The 24,931-nt window shown below is 49.5% G+C and carries 19 protein-coding genes; 2 read left to right on the top strand and 17 right to left on the bottom strand.

The window, feature by feature from the left end; translation table 11 throughout:
* Position 1: 1 nt before the first annotated feature.
* The gene (locus EGV91_RS05845) at positions 2–1,963 is read right to left on the bottom strand and encodes an S-layer homology domain-containing protein (RefSeq protein WP_241666116.1); all 1,962 of its coding nucleotides are present in this window, start codon (positions 1,961–1,963) and stop codon (positions 2–4) included.
* A gap of 434 nt (positions 1,964–2,397) precedes the next feature.
* Between EGV91_RS05845 and EGV91_RS05840 the strand changes: the two genes are divergently transcribed.
* Positions 2,398–3,792, top strand: a complete 1,395-nt coding sequence (locus EGV91_RS05840; RefSeq protein WP_135501602.1) for an N-acetylmuramoyl-L-alanine amidase — start codon at positions 2,398–2,400, stop codon at positions 3,790–3,792.
* Positions 3,793–3,877: 85 nt separating this feature from the next.
* On the top strand, positions 3,878–5,536 hold the full coding sequence (locus EGV91_RS05835; RefSeq protein WP_135501600.1) for a S8 family peptidase: 1,659 nt from the start codon (positions 3,878–3,880) through the stop codon (positions 5,534–5,536).
* 382 nt (positions 5,537–5,918) lie between these two features.
* Here the strand turns inward: EGV91_RS05835 and EGV91_RS05830 are convergent, their stop codons facing one another.
* The 16 genes from EGV91_RS05830 to EGV91_RS05755 all read right to left on the bottom strand — a co-directional run bounded on the left by EGV91_RS05830 (position 5,919) and on the right by EGV91_RS05755 (position 24,384).
* On the bottom strand, positions 5,919–6,956 hold the full coding sequence (locus EGV91_RS05830; RefSeq protein WP_241666115.1) for a C40 family peptidase: 1,038 nt from the start codon (positions 6,954–6,956) through the stop codon (positions 5,919–5,921).
* A 278-nt stretch (positions 6,957–7,234) separates the two neighbouring features.
* The gene (locus EGV91_RS05825) at positions 7,235–7,717 is read right to left on the bottom strand and encodes a VanZ family protein (protein WP_135501598.1); all 483 of its coding nucleotides are present in this window, start codon (positions 7,715–7,717) and stop codon (positions 7,235–7,237) included.
* Positions 7,718–8,292: 575 nt separating this feature from the next.
* The gene (locus EGV91_RS05820) at positions 8,293–9,708 is read right to left on the bottom strand and encodes an alanine/glycine:cation symporter family protein (protein ID WP_135501596.1); all 1,416 of its coding nucleotides are present in this window, start codon (positions 9,706–9,708) and stop codon (positions 8,293–8,295) included.
* A gap of 94 nt (positions 9,709–9,802) precedes the next feature.
* On the bottom strand, positions 9,803–10,894 hold the full coding sequence (locus EGV91_RS05815; RefSeq protein WP_135501594.1) for an amidohydrolase: 1,092 nt from the start codon (positions 10,892–10,894) through the stop codon (positions 9,803–9,805).
* Entirely contained in the window at positions 10,884–12,020 is a 1,137-nt protein-coding gene (locus EGV91_RS05810) for a mandelate racemase/muconate lactonizing enzyme family protein (RefSeq protein ID WP_135501592.1), read from the bottom strand. The genes EGV91_RS05815 and EGV91_RS05810 overlap by 11 nt, the downstream gene beginning before the upstream one ends.
* A gap of 612 nt (positions 12,021–12,632) precedes the next feature.
* On the bottom strand, positions 12,633–14,246 hold the full coding sequence (locus EGV91_RS05805; protein WP_135501590.1) for a M20/M25/M40 family metallo-hydrolase: 1,614 nt from the start codon (positions 14,244–14,246) through the stop codon (positions 12,633–12,635).
* 45 nt (positions 14,247–14,291) lie between these two features.
* Positions 14,292–15,452, bottom strand: coding sequence for an aminotransferase class I/II-fold pyridoxal phosphate-dependent enzyme (locus tag EGV91_RS05800; RefSeq protein ID WP_135501587.1), 1,161 nt, complete (start codon positions 15,450–15,452; stop codon positions 14,292–14,294).
* 96 nt (positions 15,453–15,548) lie between these two features.
* Positions 15,549–16,463: a DMT family transporter gene (locus tag EGV91_RS05795; protein ID WP_135501585.1), complete on the bottom strand. Its 915-nt coding sequence runs from the start codon at positions 16,461–16,463 to the stop codon at positions 15,549–15,551.
* A 549-nt stretch (positions 16,464–17,012) separates the two neighbouring features.
* The gene (gene panF, locus EGV91_RS05790; protein ID WP_135501583.1) at positions 17,013–18,473 is read right to left on the bottom strand and encodes a sodium/pantothenate symporter; all 1,461 of its coding nucleotides are present in this window, start codon (positions 18,471–18,473) and stop codon (positions 17,013–17,015) included.
* A complete protein-coding gene (locus EGV91_RS05785; RefSeq protein ID WP_135501581.1) occupies positions 18,470–18,739 on the bottom strand; it encodes a YhdT family protein in 270 nt (89 codons plus the stop codon). Before EGV91_RS05785 ends, panF begins: the two co-directional genes overlap by 4 nt.
* A gap of 116 nt (positions 18,740–18,855) precedes the next feature.
* Entirely contained in the window at positions 18,856–20,154 is a 1,299-nt protein-coding gene (locus tag EGV91_RS05780; protein ID WP_135501579.1) for an efflux RND transporter periplasmic adaptor subunit, read from the bottom strand.
* Positions 20,147–20,839 carry a hypothetical protein gene (locus EGV91_RS05775; protein ID WP_241666114.1) on the bottom strand — a complete coding sequence of 231 codons (693 nt, stop codon included), beginning with the start codon at positions 20,837–20,839 and terminating at the stop codon, positions 20,147–20,149. Before EGV91_RS05775 ends, EGV91_RS05780 begins: the two co-directional genes overlap by 8 nt.
* Before the next feature lie 184 nt (positions 20,840–21,023).
* On the bottom strand, positions 21,024–21,245 hold the full coding sequence (locus tag EGV91_RS05770) for a DUF2187 family protein (protein WP_135501577.1): 222 nt from the start codon (positions 21,243–21,245) through the stop codon (positions 21,024–21,026).
* A gap of 377 nt (positions 21,246–21,622) precedes the next feature.
* Positions 21,623–22,564 (bottom strand): C40 family peptidase, encoded by a 942-nt coding sequence (locus tag EGV91_RS05765; RefSeq protein ID WP_135501575.1) that lies wholly within the window; start codon positions 22,562–22,564, stop codon positions 21,623–21,625.
* Between the two features lie 23 nt (positions 22,565–22,587).
* Complete coding sequence (locus EGV91_RS05760) at positions 22,588–23,511, bottom strand: S66 peptidase family protein (RefSeq protein ID WP_135501573.1); 924 nt, start codon at positions 23,509–23,511, stop codon at positions 22,588–22,590.
* Positions 23,512–23,559: 48 nt separating this feature from the next.
* Positions 23,560–24,384, bottom strand: coding sequence for a M55 family metallopeptidase (locus EGV91_RS05755; RefSeq protein WP_135501571.1), 825 nt, complete (start codon positions 24,382–24,384; stop codon positions 23,560–23,562).
* Between the last annotated feature and the right edge of the window lie 547 nt (positions 24,385–24,931).

The raw sequence follows: 24,931 nt of genomic DNA, 5'->3' as shown, positions 1-24,931 counted from the left end.
TTTATTTCGCTGTCGGTAATTCACGTAAATATGCACCATGAACGAAAGCGTCATTATAGAGCTTGTTTTCCGACTGGACGTTATACCAAGTCGCTCCATTTGATGCTGCTTGGACCGTGCCTTTGATGACGGCAGGAATGCCGGCCATCTCCAGCTTGTAAAGCGGAGCATACAATGTCGAAGCGTCTTTGCGGAAATTCAAACCGCTTGTTGTCGTTTCGCCAAGCGCCATTTTGTTGATGTCTTTGCCGCCCAAGTTGATATCCGCTCGGTACATATGCCCGGCGATTTTCTCTCCCCAGAACGGATCCGACGCGTAGCGCACGTTCATGCCCACGCCTTTATGGCCCAATACCGAACCATTGTAGTAGCTCGCAGTCACTGTGTGGTAATTGGCGTTGATTTTTTGAGCCGCATATTCGATCGACTCTCTGAACGTCGCATAAGAATAAGCCCCGTTATACGGATCGGCATCTACCGCGCCGTAGCCATAAAGATTGAATTTATCCTGAGCGATTTTGCTCGTGCCCCATCCGCTTTCGTGGATGGCATGCGCCATCAAGTACAGCGCATTCACTTTATACGTACTTTCCATCTCTTTAAAGAATTTCCCTGTTCCAGCAAGCGGGCTAGTCGTCCACGTCTTGCCTGCTTGAAGTTTATTGTAATAAGGGAATAAATCCACCAGGAATTTATCAAGCTCTTGGGCGGAATAATTCGACGGTGTATAAAGCGGAAGTTTGTTGAAATACTGATGCGCTTCCGTCACCTTGTTGCCGGTTTCGTCAGTGAAATTCGCGCCGTCCCAGCTGTAATATTTTTTTCCGACAGCCATTTGCGCCGGCGCTTTGCCGATGACGCCCATCGAGACAGTCTTGCCTGTCGAATGGTTGTACAAGTAATGGATCAAGCTGCCGTATTGTGATACCTCGTAATACGATTGCCCTTTTTTCATCACTTCAGGAATCTGGTTGATCGAGTCTTGGCTGACGTAGCCGACCTTCCCTGCCAATTCCACTTTAACCGTACCAGCCGTTGCATCCAGGTATTTCATTTCTGTCTGCGCCGGTACATACGGGCGGAATTGTGAAGCCATCACTTTCAAATCGGTTGTCGGATATATTTCTGTGAACTTGTTCGTCACAGCAATCCCTTTTTCCATCCAGACAATTTGGTTGGAGCGTTCCACGGCTGTTGCCGCGGAATTTGTTTTGACGTATGACTTCGCTTCTTCAAATGTTTCAAAATGCTTTAATACGGTTGTTTTTTCTGCTGAAACCGCTGATGCCTGAAACTCCAATGGTGTTGGCGGGAATACAAGTTCTCTTCCTCTTAACATAACAAGCGCCACCATCCATCGTTTCGAACTGTCTTTCGGTTTGAACGTGCCGTCGTCGTTGCCTTTCACAATGCCAAGATGCGTCAAGATCTGAACATCCCCGACATGGACTTTCAATATAGTCGACAGATCTTTAAAGTCCAAAGGCGCAGCTTCTCCTTCAGTTAGCGTGTAGCCTTTCGCAGTCAATGCGCGCGACACCATTGTTGCCATTTGTTCGCGTGTAATCGGGTCGTTCGGGCCGAAGGTATTGTCCGGGTATCCTGTTACGATGCCGGCTTCCGCCGCTTGCATGATCGGATTATAAAACCATTTGTCCATTGGTACATCTTTGAAGCTGGCGGTAAGGCCAGTGGTGTTGGAAGCTACAGCAGCACTTTTGAATTCGGCGCTTGCAGCGTCCGTTCCCAATTCAAAAGACAGAATCACCATCTTCGCAAATTCTGCGCGCGTCACTTCACGCTCCGGCCGGATTGAGCCGTCATCGTAACCCGTAATGATCCCGAGCTCCATCAATTCTCTCATCTCTTTTTCATATGGATGCCCTGTCAGGTCGTCGGCCGCTTTCGTATGTAATGGAGCGGCAATCGATATGACCATCGTCGCCATAATTAATAGCAGCATTAATTTCCTCATTTTTTGAATGCTCCCCCTCTTAAACTAGTTATTTGACAACGAAAAGTTATTATCTAGTAATCACTTTCCGGTATTTCTAACCTTATATCATTTATCACATATAAACTATACTTCTTTTTATCTAATTCACCTTATTTTTAACATTTATTGTATATGTATATAGTTCAAGTATAGCATTAATTCAATAATAAAAAGGACTGCATTTATTCATTATATTTCCAGTTGATAAAATATCATTATAAAAATAAACTTTATTTTCATTTTTGCAGGTAATATTAACTAAGAAAACGAATATTACCCTATTAGCAAATTTTTAAACATTACTTTTTGTCTGTTTCTAAAAAATATACATATTTTTGAACAAAAGTCTGCTAATATGACTAAAGAAATTAATAAAAATACAGGGGGAACATTACAATCTTATGAAAAACTTGTTCATGAAGGTTAGTTTATTTCTCGTCGCAATCGTCTTAGTGATCTCTTCCATCGGCTTAAGCCCCACATCTGCTGCAGTTCCATTTAAAGATATCCTGTCCACTGACAAGGAAATCATCTACTTGTACGACAGAGGCATGATCAAAGGAACCTCCGCTACTACTTTCAGCCCTGACGCCTCGGTGACGCGCGAACAGGCAGCGGTGATGATCGGCCGCGCATTCAATTTTAACAGCACTCCAAGAAAAACTTCGTTTACCGATGTGAAATCATCTTCTTACAGTTCCGGCTATATCCAAGAGGCCGTTAATAGAGGCATCATCACTGGCTACGGCGACGGCACATTCAAACCGCTTCAAACAATGACACGCGGCGAAATGGCATTTTTACTAAGCCGCGCATTTAATTTGACCAAGACAGGAAATGTCTTCTTCACAGACATCAAAGTCGATACAGCTTCTACCAGCCTTTACACAGCTGTCAACAAAATCGCTACTTTCGGTATTTCAAACGGAACTGGCACAGGCACTTACGCGCCGAACGAAGACTTGAACAGAAGACAGTTCGCAGCATTCCTGGCACGCGGACTTAACCCGAACTACCGGGTCGTTTTCCAGAACGCTTCAATTGATACATTATATGTAACAGTCGACAGCTTGAATGTCCGCACTGGACCAAGCACAGGCTATACAGCAGTAGGGAAATTGAACACTGGCGCTAAATTCACGGTTTACGGCTATAACGGCGTTTGGGCATACGGCACAAGCGGCACGATTTCAGGCTACGTCCATTCAAGCTACCTCTCAAAAGCAGTTGTATCTGCTGAGAAAAGATACATCGCGATCGATGCAGGCCACGGCGGCACTGATCCAGGCGCAGTTGCAAACGGCTTGCGCGAAAAAGACGTCAACCTTGATGTTGCAAAACGCGTAGAAGCTTACCTTAAGACAAAAGGCATTTCCGTTTACATGACACGCTCGACTGACAAGACGATCGCTTTGGACCAACGCGTGCCATTAGCTGTGAAGAGCGGCGCAAACGCATTCGTCAGCATCCATGCGAATTCAGCAACACCTGCAGCTAGCGGTTCTGAAACATTCTATTCAGCAGCACTTGACGAAAACGCAATCCACAGCAAGCAATTGGCAACATTCATCCAGAACAGATTGTATAAAGCGATGTCCCATAATAACCGTGGCGTTAAAGAAGCACCTTACCTGGTACTCCGCACAAATCCGATGCCAGCCGCTTTAGTGGAACTCGGATTCCTGACAAATAGCTCAGACGCTTATAAATTATCAACTGTGTATTATAAAGACCGCGCAGCAAGCGCCATCGCAAGCGGAATCGACGATTACTACAAATGGAAAGCGAATAACTAATCAAAAAAAACGGGCATTCAAGCCCGCTTTTTTTTTGATTTAAGCTATAATTACAAGAAAGCCTATAGCAATTGGAGGGACCCCCTTGAAAAAATTATTGATGTTTTCCGCTGCATTGTTGGCCGTAAGCGTGATGGATTATGCCCCGGCAGAAGCCTCCGATTCCAAAACTGAATCTGAAAAAGTGATCATATCTTTCAATGGCGAAATCGATTATGAATTCCTGGAAGAAGCTGGAGCCGAGGTGCACGAAGAATTCGATTCGATTTCTGCGGTGTCGGCCACATTCCCGGACGGCCTTCCCGCTACGGCTGCAGACGCACATTCTTCTATAGAATATATTGAAGAAAACCAAACCGTAAAAGCTGCTGCACAAAAAGCGAGCTGGGGCTACTCGTTGATCCGGGCTAATAAAGCAACTAGCCTCGGCTATACCGGCAAAGGCGTGAAAATCGCCATCATCGATTCCGGCATCAATATTAAGCACCCGGACCTGAAAATCGCCGGCGGCATTTCAAAAGTTCCTGATCGCTCCGCTTATTCGGATATAAAAGGACATGGCACACATGTCGCAGGCATCATCGGCGCACAGAACAACGACATCGGGACCATCGGAATCGCACCGGATTCACTCATTTATTCGGTGAAAGTCTTGAATGATATCGGCGTCGGTGACCTCGATGACGTCATTGCCGGCGTACAATGGGCGATCGATCAAAAAGTGGATATTATCAATATGAGCTTAACTACTGCAGGTGACAGTGAAGCGCTGAAGGATGTACTGAATAAAGCATATGACAAGGGCATCATCATCGTTGCCGCTTCCGGAAATTATAACCCTGAGCTCCAAAAGACTCCTTCCAATGTTTTGTTCCCGGCGCGCTATTCTTCTGTCATCGCCGTCGGTTCCATTTCCCAGCAGAATAGGCTGTCCTATTTTTCCCATTCTGGCCCTGCCCAGGAACTGGTCGCTCCGGGTGAAGGAATCGTCAGCACGTTCGTCAATGCGAAAACAACGACACAAGATGATTACTCAAGCTCTGAAGGAACGTCGGTCGCAACTCCGTTTGCAGCCGGCACGTTCGCCCAGTATATGGAAGCTTATCCACATCTGAGCAACGTCCAATTGCGCGCAACAGTCGCACGCGCTGCACTGGACCTCGGGACAGCCGGAAAAGATATCCGCTACGGCCACGGCATGGTCCGTTCGCTTGCGACGGCCGCTGCGCTTTTCCCGGATATGAAGCGCGACCAATGGTATACAGCCCCTATCCAGTCTGTTTTTGACCGCGGCATCATCAATGGCTTCCCGGATGGCACTTTCCGCCCCGGGAGCTCGATCACACGCGCCGAAGCCGCCACCATAATCGGACGTGCATCAAACTGGACGCCTGATACCACAGTCCAGCGCTTTACCGACGTGCCGAAGTCGCTTTACTCTGCCGGCTATATCAATAAAGCCTACGACCTCGGCTACATCAAAGGCACATCCGACACCAAATTCAGCCCGGATGCGCCGATCAAGCGCGCTGACCTTGTGCTAATTCTTCAGCGCATCTACGCTTTCCAAAGCAGCCAAAGCCACACTTTTGAAGACGTAGCACCTGAGGCTTATTACTTCAAGGCCATCGAAGCTGCTTACGATAATGGCTTGCTGACTGGTTATGATGACGATACGATCCGTCCAGAAAACCCGATTACACGTGCGGAAAGTTCAAAATTGCTGGATGCTGTATTAAAATAAACCTTCTATATAATGCATAAAAGATGCGGCGCGAAATTGCGCCGCATCTTTTTCTATTCGGAAACCTTGAATTTCGTTCGAGAAAGACCCCTGCCGCTCCATAAAAGGGTCAAATCGAATTTAACAGGAGTTATTTCAGACTTAACAGGCATTGGCTGACAATCAACATGCATTGATGGACCGTTAACATGACTTGTCCGGATTTTGACCGGCACTAGCCAAAATCGGCTCGCTTTATTTCAATTTCAATAACTCAATGTGAAAAGGCGCATTTTCCCATTTGCAAAATGCACCTGTGCATCATTTCTAACCCATAGAAAAAAGATACGGCGCATGCGCACCGTATCTCTTTTCTATTTCAGCCGAGTTGTACGACTTCTCTTTAGTTGCCGATGGCGCGATAAATGAATGCTGCAAGTTCAGCGCGTTTCGCGCTTGCATCCGGCTTGAAGCTGCCGTCGTCGTAGCCTGTCGCAAGATTGCTTGAAGCGACTTTGATGACGGATGATTCAGCCCAATGGCCGCTGATGTCATTGAATTTAACAGTAGTATTTGTCGCTTTCATCGCAAATGCGCGCGTCAGCATTGCGCTGATTTCAGCACGGGTGACTAGTGCAGTCGGCTCGAAATAGCCGTTTCCGCGCCCGTCGATGATTCCAGCATTTTTAGCTACATTGATATAGCCGTTTGCCCAATATGCAGAAGAGACATCTTTGAACGAAGTGCCGTTGACCGGTTTAAGGCCAAGCGCTTTAGCGATCATTGTTGCCGCTTCCGCGCGGTTCACCGGATTTTCCGGTTTGAAAATGCTGACGTCGTATCCGTTGATGATGCCTTTCGAGCTTAAGCTTTTGATTTCATTGACAGCCCAATGGCCTGTTGAAACATCGTAGTACTGCCCAACTGGCAATGCCGGTTTTGGTGCCGCTACTGGTGTAGTCGTCGTTTCCCTCACGCTGCTGTAGCGCTTTGCTGCTACATAACGCGGTGCCCAGTAAGGGTTTGTGTTCAAGCTTTCAACTGCAATCCCTTTGCTTGATGTTGCAGAGACGAAGTTACCGTTGCCCACGTAAATTCCTGAGTGGGAGATTCTCGTATTGCCTGGCTGTGCGACGAAAAATACCAGGTCGCCAGGCTTCAGATTGCTTTTGGAAATGGACGTACCGACTTTTTGCTGATCCGCTGACACGCGCGGAATGGAAATTCCGAAATTATTGAAAACATATTGCAGATAACCTGAGCAGTCAAATCCTGATGGAGTTGTACCGCCCCACTTATATGGGACACCCTTAAATTTCAACGCATATTCGACTAATGCACTCGGTGTTACTGTTCCACTGGCTTCGGCTTCATTTGACATGAACGGACTTGCTGTAAAAACCATCACAGCTATCATCATAACTATTAAACGTTTTTTCAATTGGACACCTCTGTAAGTTTGTGGATTCAAGATGCTGATCAAACACCGAATCGTCTATTTTTTGCACTAGTTCTTATTACTCTTCTGAGTTTATCAGATAAATGTACTAAACTACGTTACATTTATATTACAAATGCACATTTTAGCTCTATTATATGTTTATCTTTAGGAGGTAAGGGTATTAAAGGGTTTTTATGCTTTTTACTGGAAAATAAAACCTTTAAATATTACAGAATTATTTCTTCCAATTATTGTTTTTTTATAAACAGAAAAAAGGCTCAATCCATTTCAGGATTGAGCCTTTCAGCAGTTTTGCATCTTTTGTTTTTCCAAAGCAGCCAGATTCCTAAAAACAATGCTGCCCCAAACATATCCAAGAGAACATCGTGGACAGTCGGCGTCCGGCCACCCGTCAGCGATTGATGGTATTCATCGACAAAAGCGATGGCGGAAGCGACGGCAAAAGCGATCCACACTTTCGGTTTTGGTAGCATATTCAGCACCGCCAGCGCGATGAGCCCAAAGATAAGCACATGGGACGCTTTTCGGATCATGAATTCGATAAATGCGTAATAGCCTCTTTCTTCAACAGAAACCATCGTTCCCCAATAAGGAATTTGGAAGAGGCTCAGAAAGCCCTTGAATGGCTCAGATGGCAAATATCGCTGCAGCGCCGGGATAAGCGTCTGCTGTTCATAGGTCTGGCCTGACGAAATAAAGAGTATGGCAAATAATATAAGGAATATCAGTAATTTTTTCATAAAAAGATTATATCACGGAGCCAGCTGTAAAACTTATGGAAATTAACCAGATTGGAAAAAAGCTTTTTTATTGTGCCTGTTTACCACATTATCTCGTTAACATGCACTATTTTGGCTTTAACATGACGAAGCTGCGAGTTGTCATGATATGCGGATGATTTAACATGAACAAAGTTCCCGTTCACATGATCTATTCCGACTTTAACCCGCACTAGCAGAAACGCGCCTCTCCACAATCTTAATTCAAAAACATAAATGGAAAAGCCATTCGCCCCTGGCGAACGGCTCCTTCTCAAGCACTTGCGCATTTCGCCCAGGCGAAATGCATCCATCTGTGGTTTTAAGCAACTTTTTCCCACGTTAACATGGACTAAATCTGCGTTAACAGGAACTAGCGGGAAGCTAACAAGATGTGCGGGAGTTTCAACATGAACTAACCAGCTATCAACATGAACTGTTTCGACTTTAACCGGCGCTAGCAAAACAGGCATCCTTCTGCCGCCAAAAATATTCCATATGAAAAGCCCTCCGCATCATGCAGAGGGCTGCTTCAAATTCACATAAATTCTCTAGTATTAATTGTCCCGGCTGTGCTCGCCCCAACAATCCGTGCCTTTCAGGCCAGGAATGTTCTTAGCGAAGAATTCGGGATTCTTGCCTTCTTTGCGCTGAGCGGTGTAGTCGCCGAGCACTTTGAAGGCGATTTTGCCGAGTGCTGCGATGACGACCAGATTAAGCACAGCCATGATGCCCATGAACAGATCCGCCATGTTCCAAACGAGCGACACTTTAGCGAGCGCTCCGAACATGACCATTCCGAGCACGCCGACGCGGTAAGCAGTCAGCCATGCGCTATGCGCGTTGATGAATTCGATGTTCGTTTCGCCGTAATAATAATTGCCGACAATCGAGCTGAACGCGAAAAACAGAATGGCGAATGCCAGGAAATATGGAGCCCAGTCGCCGACATGGACGCCAAGCGACGCCTGTGTCAACAAGATGCCTTCCTGCTCGCCCGTTTTATAGACACCAGCCAGAATAATGATGAACGCTGTCGCCGAACAGATGATGATGGTATCGAAAAATACCCCAAGGCTCTGCACAAGCCCTTGCTTCGCTGGATGCGAAACGTTGGCTGACGCGGCAGCGTTCGGCACCGAACCCATACCTGCTTCGTTCGAAAACAAACCGCGGCGTACGCCTTGCATGATGGCCGCACCGATTGCGCCCCCTGCCGCTTCTTCCAAACCGAATGCGCTTTTCACGATCAATGTGAAGACAGCTGGAACTTCCGTGATATTGATGATGACGACCCACAATGCCACTAATATGTATAGGACTGCCATAACAGGAACGAGCACTTGCGTAACTCGTGCAATGCGTTTGACGCCGCCGAAGATAATCAGCGCCGTCAGCACAACAAGCGCTAAGCCGACAACCCATTCCGGCATATTGAAGACGTCGCCGAATGATTGGGCAATTGTGTTCGATTGAACGGAGTTGAAAATAAAGCCGAAAACAATCGTCAACAGAATCGCGAAGACCACTCCCAGCTTTCTTCTGCCAAGCGCTTTTTGCATATAATAAGCCGGGCCGCCGCGGAATTGTTCGCCGTCACGCACTTTATAGACTTGCGCAAGCGTACTTTCAATGAAAGCCGTTGCCATACCGATCAACGCAACGACCCACATCCAGAACACGGCACCCGGGCCGCCGCTGGCAATTGCCAGCGCAACTCCAGTGATGTTGCCTGTCCCGACGCGTGAAGCGGTCGAGATGGTAAAGGCCTGGAATGCCGAAACGCCTGCTTCGCCGTCTTTCTTTTCCGAAATGACGCGGAACATTTCTCCGAATAATCGAATCTGCACAAAATTCGTGCGCACAGTAAAATAGACGCCGAGTCCGAGGAGCAGGGCGATCAGAATATAAGTCCATAATAAATTATTGCCTTCGTCGACGAGCCACGTCAACGCATCTAAAATAGCGTCCATAAAAAAGCTCCCTTGTAATAACTAGATTTATCTTTCATTACCCTAAATGTTCTTTAAAAAACCTGGCCTGCCGAATTTACGGCAGGCCAATCCCTTAACTATTTCTCAATGTCTCAGCCAGCACGCGCGCGCCGATGTCGAGCGCAGCGTGATTGAACGCCATGTCCGGATGATGGAGCCCCGGAGCGAGATCCGCCCCGATGCCAAGCATCGCCGCTTTCAATTCCGGCTTTTTGATCGTGTAAAAATGAAAATCATCGGCGCCGGTCGTATCGAGCGGCGGCGCTGTGTTGGCATCTCCAATAACGGAACGGATGGCGGCATCTGCGATATCTTTCGCTTCTTCCGACACTTCCGCCGCCGGCGTGTAATCATCCCATTGCCAATCGATGCGGATATCGTACAGCCCGGCAATCGATTGCAAACCTTCGTCAATGCGGCTTCTCAGTTCACCCATAACCCGATTTGACTGTGCACGGACATCAAGCGCAAAAGTGGCGCTTCCGGGAATGATATTGAGCGAGTCGCCCCCCGCCTGGATATTCGTCAGCTTCGCCGAATACGACTCGAACGGGGAAAAATAAATCGACTTGATGAATTGGTGGATGGCGGCAATCACATCAATCGCGTTCTTGCCTTGGTGCGGGCGCGCGCCGTGCGCATCGACGCCGGTGATTTTCCCTTTCAGGAAAATACCCGATCCGTGATGGATTGCAGGCGCCGCTTGGCCGTGCGGCAATTCTTCGATTGGCCGCAAATGGACGCCGTATAAATGCGTGGCATCTTCCAATGCACCGTGTTCAATCATCGCCAGCGAACCGTTGCCTTTTTCCTCCGCCGGCTGGAAAATGAAACGAATACGTTTCGTCAGGGTTTCATCTTTCAAGTACAAGAGCGCTCCCAGCACCATCGCCATATTGGCGTCATGGCCGCATGAATGGTTGGCTTGCACCTTGCCGTTCACTTCCTGCCACAGCGCATCGATGTCGGCGCGCACTGCAACGACCCGCTCGCCTTCCCCGATTTCCGCAAACAATCCTGTTACGCCATCAAATGTCCGGTGTGCGATGCCGAGCTCCGCCATGATGGACGCAAGCTTTTCAGTAGTCCCTGTTTCCTTCCAGCTCACTTCCGGATGGGCATGGAAATAATTGAACCATTCGTTGATTTTTGTTTCAATGGCCATGAAGTGTTCGGCCCCCTTCTACTGTACAGGACATGATCGTCAGCTTATGCAGCTGCTTTTCGTCGACTTCGATTCCAAGCCCCGGCTTGTCCGATAGCATGACGTACGGCAATTGGAAGTCCAGGTCGCCGATCTCTTCGGAAAATAAAAGCGGCCCTGTCAATTCGGCTGTCTGGATATTGCGGCGCGACATGACCGCGTGGTAGCCGGCTGCTGAGCCGACCGACGATTCCACCATCGAACCGATCTGCGCGATGATGCCTGCGCTTTCCGCTGCTTTTGCCATTTGCACCGCTGGGAAAATGCCGCCTGATTTCATTAGCTTGATGTTGATGTAATCCGCTGCTTCCAAACGGATAATTTCGAGTACGTCTTCCATCGTCTGGACCGACTCATCCGCCATGATCGGCGTTGCCGTTTTTCTGCGGACGTCTGCCAGGCCGCGGATATCGCCCATGCGGATCGGCTGTTCAATCCAAGTGAGGCCTGCGCCATCAAGTTGGTTGATCACCTGGATTGCGTGCCCGGCTGTTTTCCAGCCTTGATTGACATCGATGCGGATCGGCATGTCCGGCCCGACCGCTTCGCGAACCGCGTAAATGCGTTTGATGTCCATCGCCGAGTCAGGGTCGCCCACTTTCAGCTTCAAGCTGCTGAAGCCCTGCTCCATCGCAAGCTTCGCTTTTTGCGCCATGATTTCCGGTGCTTCGATGCTCAGCACTTTCGGATATTGCAGGTTGTCGTGCGCCTGTCCGCCGATCATGTTATAAACCGGCTGCCCCGATGCTTTGCCCATCAGGTCGTAGCATGCGATGTCGATCGCCGCTTTTGCTGCTGGGTTGCGGGCGATTTCCGAATTCATGAGAAAATGAATCTTTTCAATATCGAACGGGTTCTGCCCGATGACTGCCGGCACCAACACATTCTTCAGAATTTCATAAGTGCCGTTCACTTGCTCACCCGTCACGTGCTCATCCGGAACTGCCTCACCGTAGCCGACAAGCCCCGTATCCGTTTCCAATTTCACGATTACTGCCGCCATATGCGGATACGTCGCATACGAAATGATGAACGGTTCCTTGAGCGGAAACTCCACCACATAAATTTCTGCCTTCACGATCTTCATCAACCATTCCCCCTACTATGTATATACAATCCAATTGTACATGATTGCGAAGGCGTTTTGCGAGAAGGTTCTCGAGTTAACCGGCGTAAACTTGGCGGTAACATGAGCTATAAGTTGAACTTTGATTCTATAAATTTCGATATTCCGCAAAACAGCTACGCTTGCCGCGGGCGAGCGCCAAGCCTCCTCGTTCGCTACGCTCCCTGCGGGGTCTCGGCTGTCTCGCTTTCCCGCAGGCGTCTCCGCTGTTTTGCTCCATATCGAGATATCTCTTAGCTGAGGCGCGGCAAAGGGCTAGGCGAAGCTATGAGTCGAATGTTCTTCTCGACTCATGGCGAGAGCCATGCCCATAGCGTCCGAAGCGATGTATAAATCATAATATCATTAGTTCAACTTTTAAAATGAGAAGTTAACATGAACTGCGGAAGATTCAACATGACCTAAGCAGCCGTTAACATGAACTGTTTCGAATTTAACCGGCATTCGCTCAAAATCGGCGGCCAAGCTCTCCATATGAAAAGCCCTCCGCAAGTGCGGAGGGCTCCAATACTTCACATGCGCATTCCGCACGAAGCGGAATGCAATAAGACGTGGTTTATTTGCTGACAAAGATCACACTGTGCTTTTCACAGGAATCGATAAAATCATCTCTTCGAGCAGCAGCGGCATTTCTTCGAATGTGTTTTTGATGTGCAGCCGCTCGGTGCGCTTGTGGGCGTCTTTGCCGAACGGACCGACGTTGAGCACCGGCGCATCGAGTTCTTTCATCGCCTGGAACGGGATGCTGTAGGAATCGCCGTAGACCGGTGTGTTTTTTTCGTAGGTCACGAAGCTGTCTTCTTTATCGCCGTAATTGACGTAGCTGAGGTCCGAGATGCCGTTGAAGTAATGGATCTGCTGAAGCTCCAAGCCGAATTTTTCCTTTGCGTTGTTGGTGACTTGTTCGACGCAATGTTTGACGAGTTCATCGTCGGATGAGTTGACTGCCGGGTAATACGGCGGCGCGTAGAGCAAGACGCATGCCGGCGTAAGTTCCTGGCAATTGATGAGCAGGACGTCGGCGACGTGCATCGATTTTTCGCGCACGTCCCATTCCGGATGCATCATCGTGTCAATCAATGCGCGGTCGATGTATTCACGGCCGAACTTTTTGATGGCATAGCGCTTGAGGTCGCGGAAGCGCATGACGCGAATGTCGCCGACCGGCTCGATGTCTTCCCGTTTGCACATTTTTAGGTAATCGCTTGTGCAATGATCCATTGCTTCAATGGCGATTTTCTCGAACTGGGCGAACACTTCGTCAGCGTTCTTTTCCATCAGGAACACGTTGTACATCGCACTCGTGCGGTAAGGCGTCTGCGCGGAATACTCCAGTTTCATGTCTTTTTGCATGAGCGTCACCGGCAGCGGCGTCGTTTCGCCGTATACCGTTTCTTTGAAGTTTTCATTCCATTCCATGCGGTGCGTCAGGTAGGTCGAAATATAACTCGACGTGATGCCTGACAAGGGTTCGCCGACATGGGTCTCTTTGCCATAGAACAGCGCAGCCGGCATGATTTTGCCGATCGAGCCAGTGTAAAGGTAATGCCCGGTGTCGCCCGGTTTTTGCGCAAAGACAGGCTCGCCGTTCAAGAACAGCGTATATTCAAGGCCGAATTCACGCTCAAGGTCGAGCAGTTTCGAAACGCCGTAGCGCATCCCAGCCGAGTTGACTTCTTCGTCCGGCACGGACATCAGCAGCAAATTGATCGGCCATTGTTCCGTAGACGCTTTTTCGATCATCGCCATGTGCAATGCAAGCCCAGCCTTCATGTCCATCGTGCCGCGGCCGAACAGGTATTCACCCGAATCGAGGTCTGCCTGCGCATCCGGGTCCAGTTCATCGCGCACGCCTTTGAACGCTTCCGCCAATTCGTACGGGCTGCAGGCAAGCGGCTCCAAATCGCCGTATTCCGCTGTACTGACGGTGTCAAAATGGCTCATCAGCACGACCGTGTCGACGGCTTCCGGATGCTTGTAAAGCGCCGTAACGTTTTCGCGCTCCCAATTCACTTCGCTGAGGTGCAGATGTTCCGGGTGCTGCTGGAAATACGGCAGCTCTTCCAGTTTCTCTTTCAGCTTATACGCGAATTCGACTTCGCCTTCCGACAAGGTCATGCTTTTCCAGCCGACCATCTCTACCAATAATTCTTGCAGTTTCTCAGGTGTCCCCCATAATGAAGCCATCTAGATGTCCTCCCTTTATCGCCGCTGCGATAATGTCCAAGTGTTTTATTGTTCCAAAGTTTTGAGCCACACTCCGAGGCGCTCCATCGCGCGTTCGAGCGTCGGCATCGAATAGGCGTAGGAAATGCGCAAGAAGCCTTCGCCGTATGGTGTAAAAGCAGAGCCCGGCACAGCCGCGACTCCCCCTTCTTTCAATAAACGCGTTGCAAAGTCGAAAGATCCCATGCCGTATTTCTCGATCGACGGGAAAATGTAAAATGCGCCTTTCGGTTTGACGACGTCGAGCCCCATTTCGAGCAGTTTGCCGTAGACGAAATCGCGCCGCTCTTTGTACGCGCGGTTCATTTCCTCCGGCACATCGCGGTTGTTTTTCAGCGCTTCGATCGCCGCGTACTGGCTTGGCAGCGACGCGCAGACCGCATTGTACATATGCACTTTCAAGGCATGCTTCATGTATTGCTCCGGCCCCAGCAAAAAGCCCATGCGCCAGCCTGTCATCGAATGCGATTTCGACAAGCCCTGCACAAGGAACGTCCGCTCTTTGATGGCCGTGTAAGATGCGAATGAAGTATGGTCGCCTTCAAATGTATTTTCGCTGTAAATCTCATCCGTTACGACGAAGATGTCATGCAGCGCAAGCTCTTCAACGAGCGGATCCATTTGTTCTTTCGACAGCGTCACGCCAGTCGGGTTCGACGGGAAATTGAACAGCACCGCTTTGGTTTTATTCGTGATCAACGCCTTCAAATTAGCGGCTGTCGGCACGAGCCCCGTATCGGACGTGTCGAGCAGCACCGGAACACCGCCGTTCATCTCGACAATCGGGCCGTAGCCCGTGTAGCAAGGCGCCGGGATGACGACTTCATCGCCGGGAGCCAGGATGGTGCGGAATACCGCGTCAAGCGCTTCGGTTGCGCCGTTCGTGACGACGATTTCCGTCTGCGGATCGTACGTTAGGCCGTAGCGGTCTTTGAAGAAAGAAGCCGCTTCGGTGCGCAGCTCGATCAGCCCCGCGTTATGGGAATAGCCTGTCAGGTTATTGGTGATAGCGTCTTTTCCCGCCTGCTTGACCGCTTCGGGCGTCGGAAAATCCGGCTGGCCGATCGTCAAATTGATGGCATCGGGATAATCAGCCAGCTGGTTGAAAAACTGGCGGATGCCGGATATCGGAAGCGCTTCTGCGCGTGGATTCAAAGTTAAAGGCATATGTAGAAAACTCCGTTTCGTATTTGTCTTTCCTCTATTATATTGCATTCCTCAGGAAAATAAACCACTGCGGGCTGCGGAACCAAAAAAAGCGGCTCAAGAAGAGAGCCGCCTGCGCCGTTTGCGTATTAAATCCTCTGCTGCGCCTGAACCGAACAGCACGCCGATGATAATCAGCACAAGACCGAACATATGCCGGCCGGTGATCGCCTCGCCGAGAATGACGCTGGCACCAACCAGTGAAAAAAACGTATTGAGGTTCATGAAAATAGCGGCTTTTGTCGGGCCCGCCTGGCCGATCGAGTAATTATACAGCATGTGGCCGACCGCGGTACCGATGATAGCCGAAAACAGGAACGCCAGCCAGAACGTCGGCGGCACATCAAGAAACGCGCGGATTTCGCCTGGCTCCTGCACGAGCGAAATCAAGAACAGCACGAATGAGCCGATGATGAACATATACGCCGTCAGCAAACGCGGATCCATCGACCCGGCCGCTTTCGAAATGACGATATAACTCAGGACCTGAACGAAAATCGACACGAAGACAAAGACATCGCCGATATTCATGCCCGTCGCGCCGCCGCTGCCGACAAGCACTGTTGCCGCAACTCCCGCAAGGCCGATGATGACGCCGAACCATTGCAGTTTCGACGGATATGAGCGCATGATGAGCGACACCAGCACCGCTGTCAGCATCGGACCTGTGCCGAGAATCAGTCCCGCGTTCGAACCGCTTGTGATCGCGAGCCCGCTCGACAAGAAATAATGGTGGCCCACTACATTGAGCAGCGACCCAAGGAAAATATATTTCCATTCATTTTTCTTCGGCCACCGCAGCAGCTTCACGAACGCCAAGATTACGAAAACCGAAATCCCTGCAAGCAGGATGCGGAACGCCGTCAGCGTCACCGGTTCCACGAAGCTGACCAAATATTTGACCGAGGGCAGATTGAAGCCCCACGTTAGCATGACTGCCGTTAAAATTAAGTAGATTTTCCATTGTTTCAAATGCATGTGCCTTCTTTCGCCTTACGAATTATCCACTCATTCTACGCCCTATCTGTGAAAAAGTAAATGGATGGCGGCGAAGTGCTGTGTGTGTTTCATAACAAGAAGCTTGTCCGCTATTGGGGAAATGCCGATTAAAATCGTTCGTGTTAACACAAGAACCTTCTGCCTAAAACCACAGCTGGTTGCATTTCGCCAAAGGTGAAATGCGCAAGTGCTTGAGAAGGAGCCGTTCGCCATGGCGAACGGCTTTTCCATTTAGGCTTTTGAACTTGGATCGTGGGGTGGTGCTTCTATTCTCCACTCATTTTCAGCTAGTGCTGGTTAACTTCTGAATAGTTCATGTTAACGGCGGCGTAGTTCATGTTGATTATTCTGCACTTCATGTAGACTTCCAGTCAGGTCATGTTAGCAGGAGAACCTTCTAACCAAAGCTGTAAATATATGCATTCCGCCTGAGCGGAATGCGCCTTTTCAATAAAAGAAGCCGTTCGCGATGGCGAACGGCTCTTCTTATTAAAACATTGTAACTCTATAGGCAAAATGTGATTATTTCGCAATTCCCGTCTCGTAATCATACGCTTTTCGTCCGATGAGCAGGCTGAATGCGACGAACGCGAGCAGCGACAGCAAGACCGGCACAGTGACGGTATGGACGCCGAACAAATTGCCGTTTGCTGCGTTGTAGAAATGCAGCGCGACGTAGCTGGTGATGCCGGTCACCATCGATGCGATGGCGCCGTATTTATTGCTCCATTTCCAGTACAGGCCGAGGACGACCGGCCAGATGAATGCCGCTTCGAGCCCTCCGAACGCGAACAGATTAAGGAAAATCAGCAGATCCGGCGGGTTGATCGCCAGCAGGAACACGACGGCGCCGAGCGTTCCGGTGACGCCGAACGACAGCCGCTTGATCGTTTTCAAATCGGCATCCGGCTTGATGTAATTCAAATAGACATCTTTGACGATCGACGAACTGACCAGGATGAGCAGCGAATCGACCGTCGACATGACGGCCGCCATCGGAGCGGCAAGCACGATGCCCGCTGCCCACGGCGGCAAGGTTTCAAGTGCGATAAGCGGGATGACCTTGTCGCCGACTTCAATGCCTGGCAGGATCGGACGTGCAAAAACGCCGATCAAGTGCATATTAAGCATAATGAAACCCGTGACAATCGTGCCGATGATGAGTGCGCGGTGCATCGAGCGCGCGTTTTTATAGGACATTGCGCGCACGGCAATCTGCGGAAGGCCAACAACTCCGACCCCGACGAGTATCCAGAACGACGATACGTATGCGGCACTCAAATTGCCGTCTGCGCCGAATGGCGTGACGAGGTTCGGGTTTTCATTGATCAAATCGTTCATGATGTTCGGAATGCCGCCGCCTGCGATGATGACCGCGATCAGCAGCACCAAGGTGCCAAGGAACATGACCGCCCCTTGCACTGCATCGGTCACCGCAACGGCGCGGAAGCCGCCGATGGTGACGTAGACGAGCACACTGACTGCAAAGATGAACAACGCCGTGTTGTAAGGCAAGCCGGTCAACGATTCCACGAGGCGCGCGCCGCCGATCCATTGCGCGGCCATTGCGGAAAACAGGAAGACGATGATGCTGAACGCCGACAGCAGTACTACCCATGTGCTGCTGTAGCGGGCTTTCAAAAAGTCGATCATGGTGATGGCTTTGTAGCGGCGCGCCATGATGGCGAATTTCTTGCCGAGGATCATCAGCACGAAATAACCTGTGGCCACTTGCGTCATCGCGAGCAGCACCCAGCCGAAGCCCATTGTGTAAGCTGTGCCAGGGCCGCCGAGAAAGCTTGACGCACTGCCATAGGTTGCGACCATTGTCATCGCCAGCACAAAGCCGCCCAATTCACGGCCGCCAAGGAAATAATCGCTGATAAAGTTGGTGCTTGTCGCCAGCTTTTTGCTCGACCAATAGCCGATCGCAAAAATCACGACCAAAAACACCAGCATCGGAGTAAGTACTGCAAAATTCATCGGACATCCTCCTCTTCATCAAACGGCACTTCCACAAAGAAAAATTTCACAACGACGATGACCAGTACAACCATCAAAAGGAAGCCAACGACGCAGCTATAGAAAAACCAGTCCGGCAAGCCGAAAATATATGTATATTCCTCCACCGGGCGCGAGCCCAGCCCGTAAGCAAAGCCGAACCACCAGATAAAATTGAAGATGGCGAGCCCCACCCCAATCAATGCCTCACGGTTAGCCACTTTAAAACGCCAGTCCGTCTCTTTCATTTTTCCCACTCCATTTCCTAAAACCTGCCAATGACTCCATCGTACCAATTGCACACGCCGCTGTCACCCACTTTCAAGGCATTGAAAAACCCGGAAGCGGCCGCTTCCGGGTGGGATTACCGTGCCAATAAATATTCGACATACTTGCGCCAATTGGTCGCTTTTGCAAATTCATAGTCAGGCTGTTTGCTTGGGAACGGCACGAAGATGCGCGGGGCTTTTTGGAACTCCCTCAGTTTTCGTTCATTCAAGACAATCGAACCCGACTCAATGCCATCGTTCAACACCGCTTTGCCGCCGACATCAAATCCGACGATCACTGGAGAAAGTGCGGCTTTCCCGGTTTTCGACAAGACATAAGCCGAACCGCTCGTGTCGTAGCGGTCAAAAATCCACGGTTCCGGCAATGCCACTACGTCTATGGCTTCATTGATGATGATTTCAGCATTCGCGCTGCTGCCGAGCGGCAATGCCGCTTCGACTTCAGACCCGATGCCGATCTGCACTTTATAAAAGGCAATCGGATTGGCTTGTTCAATTGGATCAAGCCCCTTATAGGCTTCCAGCCATTTCGAAGGTTCCGCCGGAATTGCGTCTACACTTAAAATGGTGCCTGGAACAGCTTGCCCCAAGCCCTCCGCTTGGACCATAACCCGGTCATCTGCCGCAACTTCATGCCATTCGTCTTCCAAGAGATAAGTCACGAATGTTTTTTCAGGCGAGTAGATTTCCACGCTGAGCGGTTCTTCCGTGCGGTTGATTTTTGCGATGGTGCCTTCCGCTGGGCTGATCAACGCCGGGGTTGACGCACTTTGGTTCAATTGCGCGTTGACAACCGCCAGCTGCGAATCGATCGCTGCCAAGCGCTGTTCCGCCTGGGCGATTCCAGCTGCGTAAGAGCCGTCCTGCGGCACTTCGACGCCGACATTCAAATCGACGTTGAAGTTGACCGTGTTGCCGTCGTCGTCCGTATCGCTGGAACGGTCGGAATCGCTGCGTGATTCTGAGCCGCTATTGGACGAGCGCGCCGATTCAAGAGCCTGCAACGAACTTTGCACTTCCCCTTTTTCGGATTCCAAAGCGCTTTTTTCAGATTCCCATACCGCGCGCTGGTCTTCCGACTCCGCTTCGTTCAGGGCTGCAAGCTCAGAACCTGCCTGCACAACATCCCCTTCTTCAACGAGCCATTGTTCGATGGCCTGTGAATCCTGGACGTAAATCTGGACAGTGGAAAGCGGTGCCGCCACTGCTTCTTTCGGCAGATTTTCTTCGTAATCGTCTGTATATGCCTGCTCGTACTCGCTGACATAGACATTTTTTGAAATGATGCTTTTTTCTCCGAATAATAACAATGCGTTCGCTGTTAAGAATGCCGTCACTGCTATGGAGAGTCCGATGAAAAAGAATTTATTCAACAGAAGGACCCCCTCTCGTGAAATCACTGAGCATTTCGCCGAGCGGTACAAAGCTCAAAGAGGCGACTGCCAGCGCCACGACGACGTGCAGTACGATTAGCAGCAATAAAATCAGTTTCGGTGAATACGCTGTAAAACTGCGGATATAGCGGTATTGGACCGCGATGATCAAAGACGTGAATAGCGTCAATTGGTTAAAGAAGTAGATGAGGAACGGGATGCCGATAAACGTGGCCGCCAGCGGTCCGAACGAGAACAGCGACACCGGCATCGTGTAGCCGGCCAGCGCAAAAATCAGGAACGTCAGCGTTTTTTCAACGACCAGCAATCCCAGCACGTAGGTCTGCATAACGATTGCCGCGCGCCACGGCATTTTCAGGAATTTCCAGAATAAAAAAGCGGCTCCATATGAATGGAATGCCAAATAGATACCGGCCCAGATCAACGTGCCAGCGAGTGAAGCCCAGCGCGCCAATGTGTATTCCGCCCATTGGCCCTGCGCCAAATAAGGCGTCAGCGAGGCTGTGTTCATGCCCCAGATTTCACGCAGCGCAAAAACCAGTATGCCGAATGCAATGATCCAGCCCAGGCGTTTATTGAATTGGCGCATTTCGCCATTTTGTAAGTTATGTATCAATTCACCCTGTCGGACGAAATAATGCCAGAATCTAAAATCAAATATCATGCTGTGGGATTCCTTTCAACGCCAGTAGTGGTTTTGCTTTCTTTATTTTACCAAAAAAGCCGATGCTTTGAAACTTTAATAATGCCAGAACTTTCAAATCACTGCCTTTCGGCCAATAAAAAACCGCAGGCAACTCGAATCTTGCGAGTTTGCCTGCGGCCTGACTCCCGCCTTGCTGCGGGATTTAAACGATTTTGTATTTCTTATGGGAGATTACGGTCATGTTTGATGCCGCACCAATTTCTTTAGCGTCTTCTGGTGAAATTTCAACAATCACCGAGTTGTCCATAATTTTAAAAATGGTTCCATTAACTTCCACGCCATTGCGTGTGAAAGAAATCCATTCGCCAATTCTACGGGCTGCTACAAATTCCGATACTTCTTTTTCATGCGGTTGAAATGCCATCGTCATCCACGCCTCTCTGTTTATAGAAACAATATCTAGTAATTATAACATAAAAGCGACAGAATTTCACGTTTTAAAGAGGTTGGAAGGAACTGTGATAGACTTTTCATTTCGCTTCAGACGGACGCTTTCCGCGGGCCTGGCTTCAGTTTCCTCGTCGCTGCGCTCCTGCGGGGCCTTCAGCTCAGGCTAGTCCCGCTGGAGTCGCCGTCTTCCGCTTCATTCAAAGGTATTTCTTAATATAGAAAATCATTTCTTTTACCGAAGAACAGTAAGATATACATTCTGCATCTTCTTTTCAATATCCAGAGATGTAGAAAAAAAGCGGAGACATCTATGGAATATTAACTTTAAAAACTGAAGTTCTGCATACTCAGTTATTCTTCAGCGCCTTCATTTTCGACAAAACGGCGCACTGCGCATAGTTCTTTTTCGTGCACGGTGCCGGCAAGTTCGATGATTTCAATGGCTTTGCCCGGCGTCGGTGAATGGATCATCAAGCCGTTGCCGTAATAGATGCCGACGTGGTGGAGCCGGCCTTTGCCTTCTTCGTATGCGAAGAACAAAAGATCGCCGATGTGCCAGTCTTGTTGGCTGTCTTTGTTGATTTCATGGCCTTCCGCTGCTTGGTCTTTTGCATCGCGCGGAATGATTACGCCGTTCGCTTTCAGCATATTGTAGCTTAGTCCGGAGCAGTCATAGCCGTAGCTCGACATGCCGCCCCAGAAATACGGCAATTGCAAAAATGTTGCAGCCAGGTTTGCGACGTCCACGCCGGTGCCTTTTTCCACTTGGTTGAAGCCGCGGGCGACTTCCGCTTGCTCGGCCATGATGAAGGCGTCGCCAAGTGGCGTCTGCACGCGGATGAATTCCCCCAATTCCTTGACCGGCAGCATCGTATTGAATGGCACGACGAGGAGTGGTTTGAAATCTTCGGTCCATAATTGTGCCATTTGGGAAACGACGCGGGCATATCCGAGTTCGTCGAGTGCTTCGACTTCTTTCAGTTGGTCAATGGGCACCCAGCCCGGATAGCCGCGCTCGTCTTTTTGCGATGGCTGCCAGATAGCGGCGATTTTCGCCCAGCCATCCGCCATTTCATCAATCATTACCGGTTCCCCGAAAAGGAGCTGGGATTGGACGCGGTTGCTGTCGACCATGTCGCGGCTTTCTTCTGCCGTCATGGTGTTGATCCATTTATTGATATTGGGCGTTTTCCCTAAGCCTTCCGCATCTACTTCGCGGATTTTCTCCGGCGCCGTCCATACGGTCGCAACAGGCACAGTGCATACCCACCTTGTCGATTCTGTCTGCAGCATCTTTCTCCTCCGCCCTTCATCGTTTATTCTACGCCCGGCAATACCGTGAGCGTTCGTGCATCTCCGTCAAGCCGTGCTTTCGCACCGAGCGGCACAGAGAAATGCGGTTCGCAATGGCCGATCTTAAAGCCTTTGACTACCGGCACTTTCAAGTCTTTGAAATAATCCGCGAACACCTCATCCAAGCTCAACGAACGCTCCGGCTTTTTCGGATCTGCGTTTTTGAAGTCGCCGATGACGATGCCAGCCACTTCTTCAAACTTGCGGGCCATCTTCAAATGGTTCAGCATTTCATCGACCTGGTAAGGCTCTTCGTCAATGTCTTCGATCAATAAAATCTTGCCTTTCGTATCGAGTTCGAATTTGGTGCCGATCGAACTTCTGATCAACGACAGATTGCCGCCGACCAATTCCCCTTCAGCCTGTCCGCCCACTAGCGTTTCAAGCGGCGCGACTTCTTCCGTGTAATGCAGCTCGAACGGACCGAATAACTGGCCGAACATCCGGCCGCTGCGTTCGTGGAATTCATCCTTGCCAACATCCGACGCAAGCATCGGGCCATGGAAGGTCACGAGGTCCGCATATTGTCCGATCGCTGTATGTAAAAATGTAATATCCGAATAGCCCCAGAACACTTTCGGGTTTTCTTTGATCATCGCGAAGTCGATGCGGTCTGTATAACGCGCCGCTCCGTAACCGCCACCCGCGCAAATGATGCCGGCAATGTTCGGATCTTCAAACATTTCATGCAAATCAGCAAGGCGTGCATCGTCGTCTCCTGCAAGGTGGCCGCGTTTCGCTTCCACGGACTTGCCCATTTTTATATTGAGCCCCAATTCCTCTATGAATGGCAAAGCTTTCTTCAAATTGTCTAAGTTCGGCGGGCTCGAAGGCGAAATGATGCCGATCGTGTCGCCTTTTTGCAGCCGTTTTGGTGTTATACGCAAATAAATCCACTCCCATTTTCAGTTATGTACTTATCTAGCATACCGTTTTCAGCAAAATTTGGCTTGCATCGCGAGTTCCACCATGACGAGCATCGCCCGGTAAGCTTCTAAAATGTCCTTTGCTTGAAAACGAACAATGGTCGTCCCGTCCTCAATCTCACAGCCCGGCATCATCGCCGCCAGCTCCGCTTCACCATAATTCGTGAATTCGATTCTCAGCAGCGGTTTTTCCGGGGGCACAAGCGGTTCGACATTGCGGCGGTTTTCTATAGCCGCTGCCGTTTGTCGCGCCAGCAAATCTTGCGCTTTTTTCGGATGCAGCGTCTTGACGGCTGAACGCGTAATGGATTCTTTCACTGCCGCCGTAACGACGTTTGGAATTAGCGCTTCCGCCTCACGGCAGGCACAATCATCTCCCGCTACCATAAGGACCGGCACACCGAAATGTCCGGCAACATAGGCGTTCAAGCCCAACTCGCCAATTTCGGTTTCATTGATCCACATCGACCGCACACCGAAAATCATTGCGTGCGACATCACGCCTTTTTGACCCGCCCGCGCGTGGTAGCCCGCAAAAAAGGCACCATCGTAAGATGCATCCAGCCCTTCCACCATCGAAAAAGCCTTCACCCCGCCCGTGATCAGCTGCGCGTCTTCATGGAGATCTTCTGCAATCAAGTTATTCATCTTTGAATGGCTGTCATTTACGACGAATTCTTGCGCTCCATGATCGAATGCACTTGAGATTACGGCGTTGGCATCCTTTGTCATCAATCGGCGTCCGCGTTCATAATTGTGTTCAGCTGAGTCTACATATGTATAATCCGGCAATGCCGTCACACCTTCCATATCCATCGACAAATAAAACTTCACTCTGCAGCATCCTCTCACCTTGAATTGTCGGAAACTTCCTTCTATCTATTTACTGTATCAAGTGAAAGGCGACATTTCAATCAGTGCTTCATCTTTTAAAATAGCTTTCAAATTTACATTTCTATAGAAAATTGTTTTATTTTTGAATATTTAGTTATTTTGGTCCATTGTATCAAATTAACGCTCCATTATAATAAAAATAAGTCAAAAAGATATCTGAAAAATGTGATTACATCACTTAGGAATCTTTTATCAGACAAATAGGCATTCAAAAGGGGCGGATTGAGATGAATTTTGACAAAGTACTAGAATTGGGTTGGGAAGATTTAGCATTAGGGGTTGGCGGTTCTGCAATTGTCATGTTCGTTATCAATTATGTCACTTTGCTGTAAACTGAATTTACTGCAGCTCTTATAAGCCCTTTTCCGCACACAACGGAAAAGGGCTTTCATACGTTTTTTGGGCACACAAAAACGCCTGTCCTTTGTTCTGGGTGCGGACAGGCGTTTATCCATTGGCTGCTTTCACTTTTAAAAACCTCCATTTT

This window comes from Planococcus koreensis (genome assembly GCF_004761975.1).
Taxonomy (GTDB): domain Bacteria; phylum Bacillota; class Bacilli; order Bacillales_A; family Planococcaceae; genus Planococcus; species Planococcus koreensis.
This window is presented reverse-complemented; position numbering and strand designations above follow the sequence as displayed.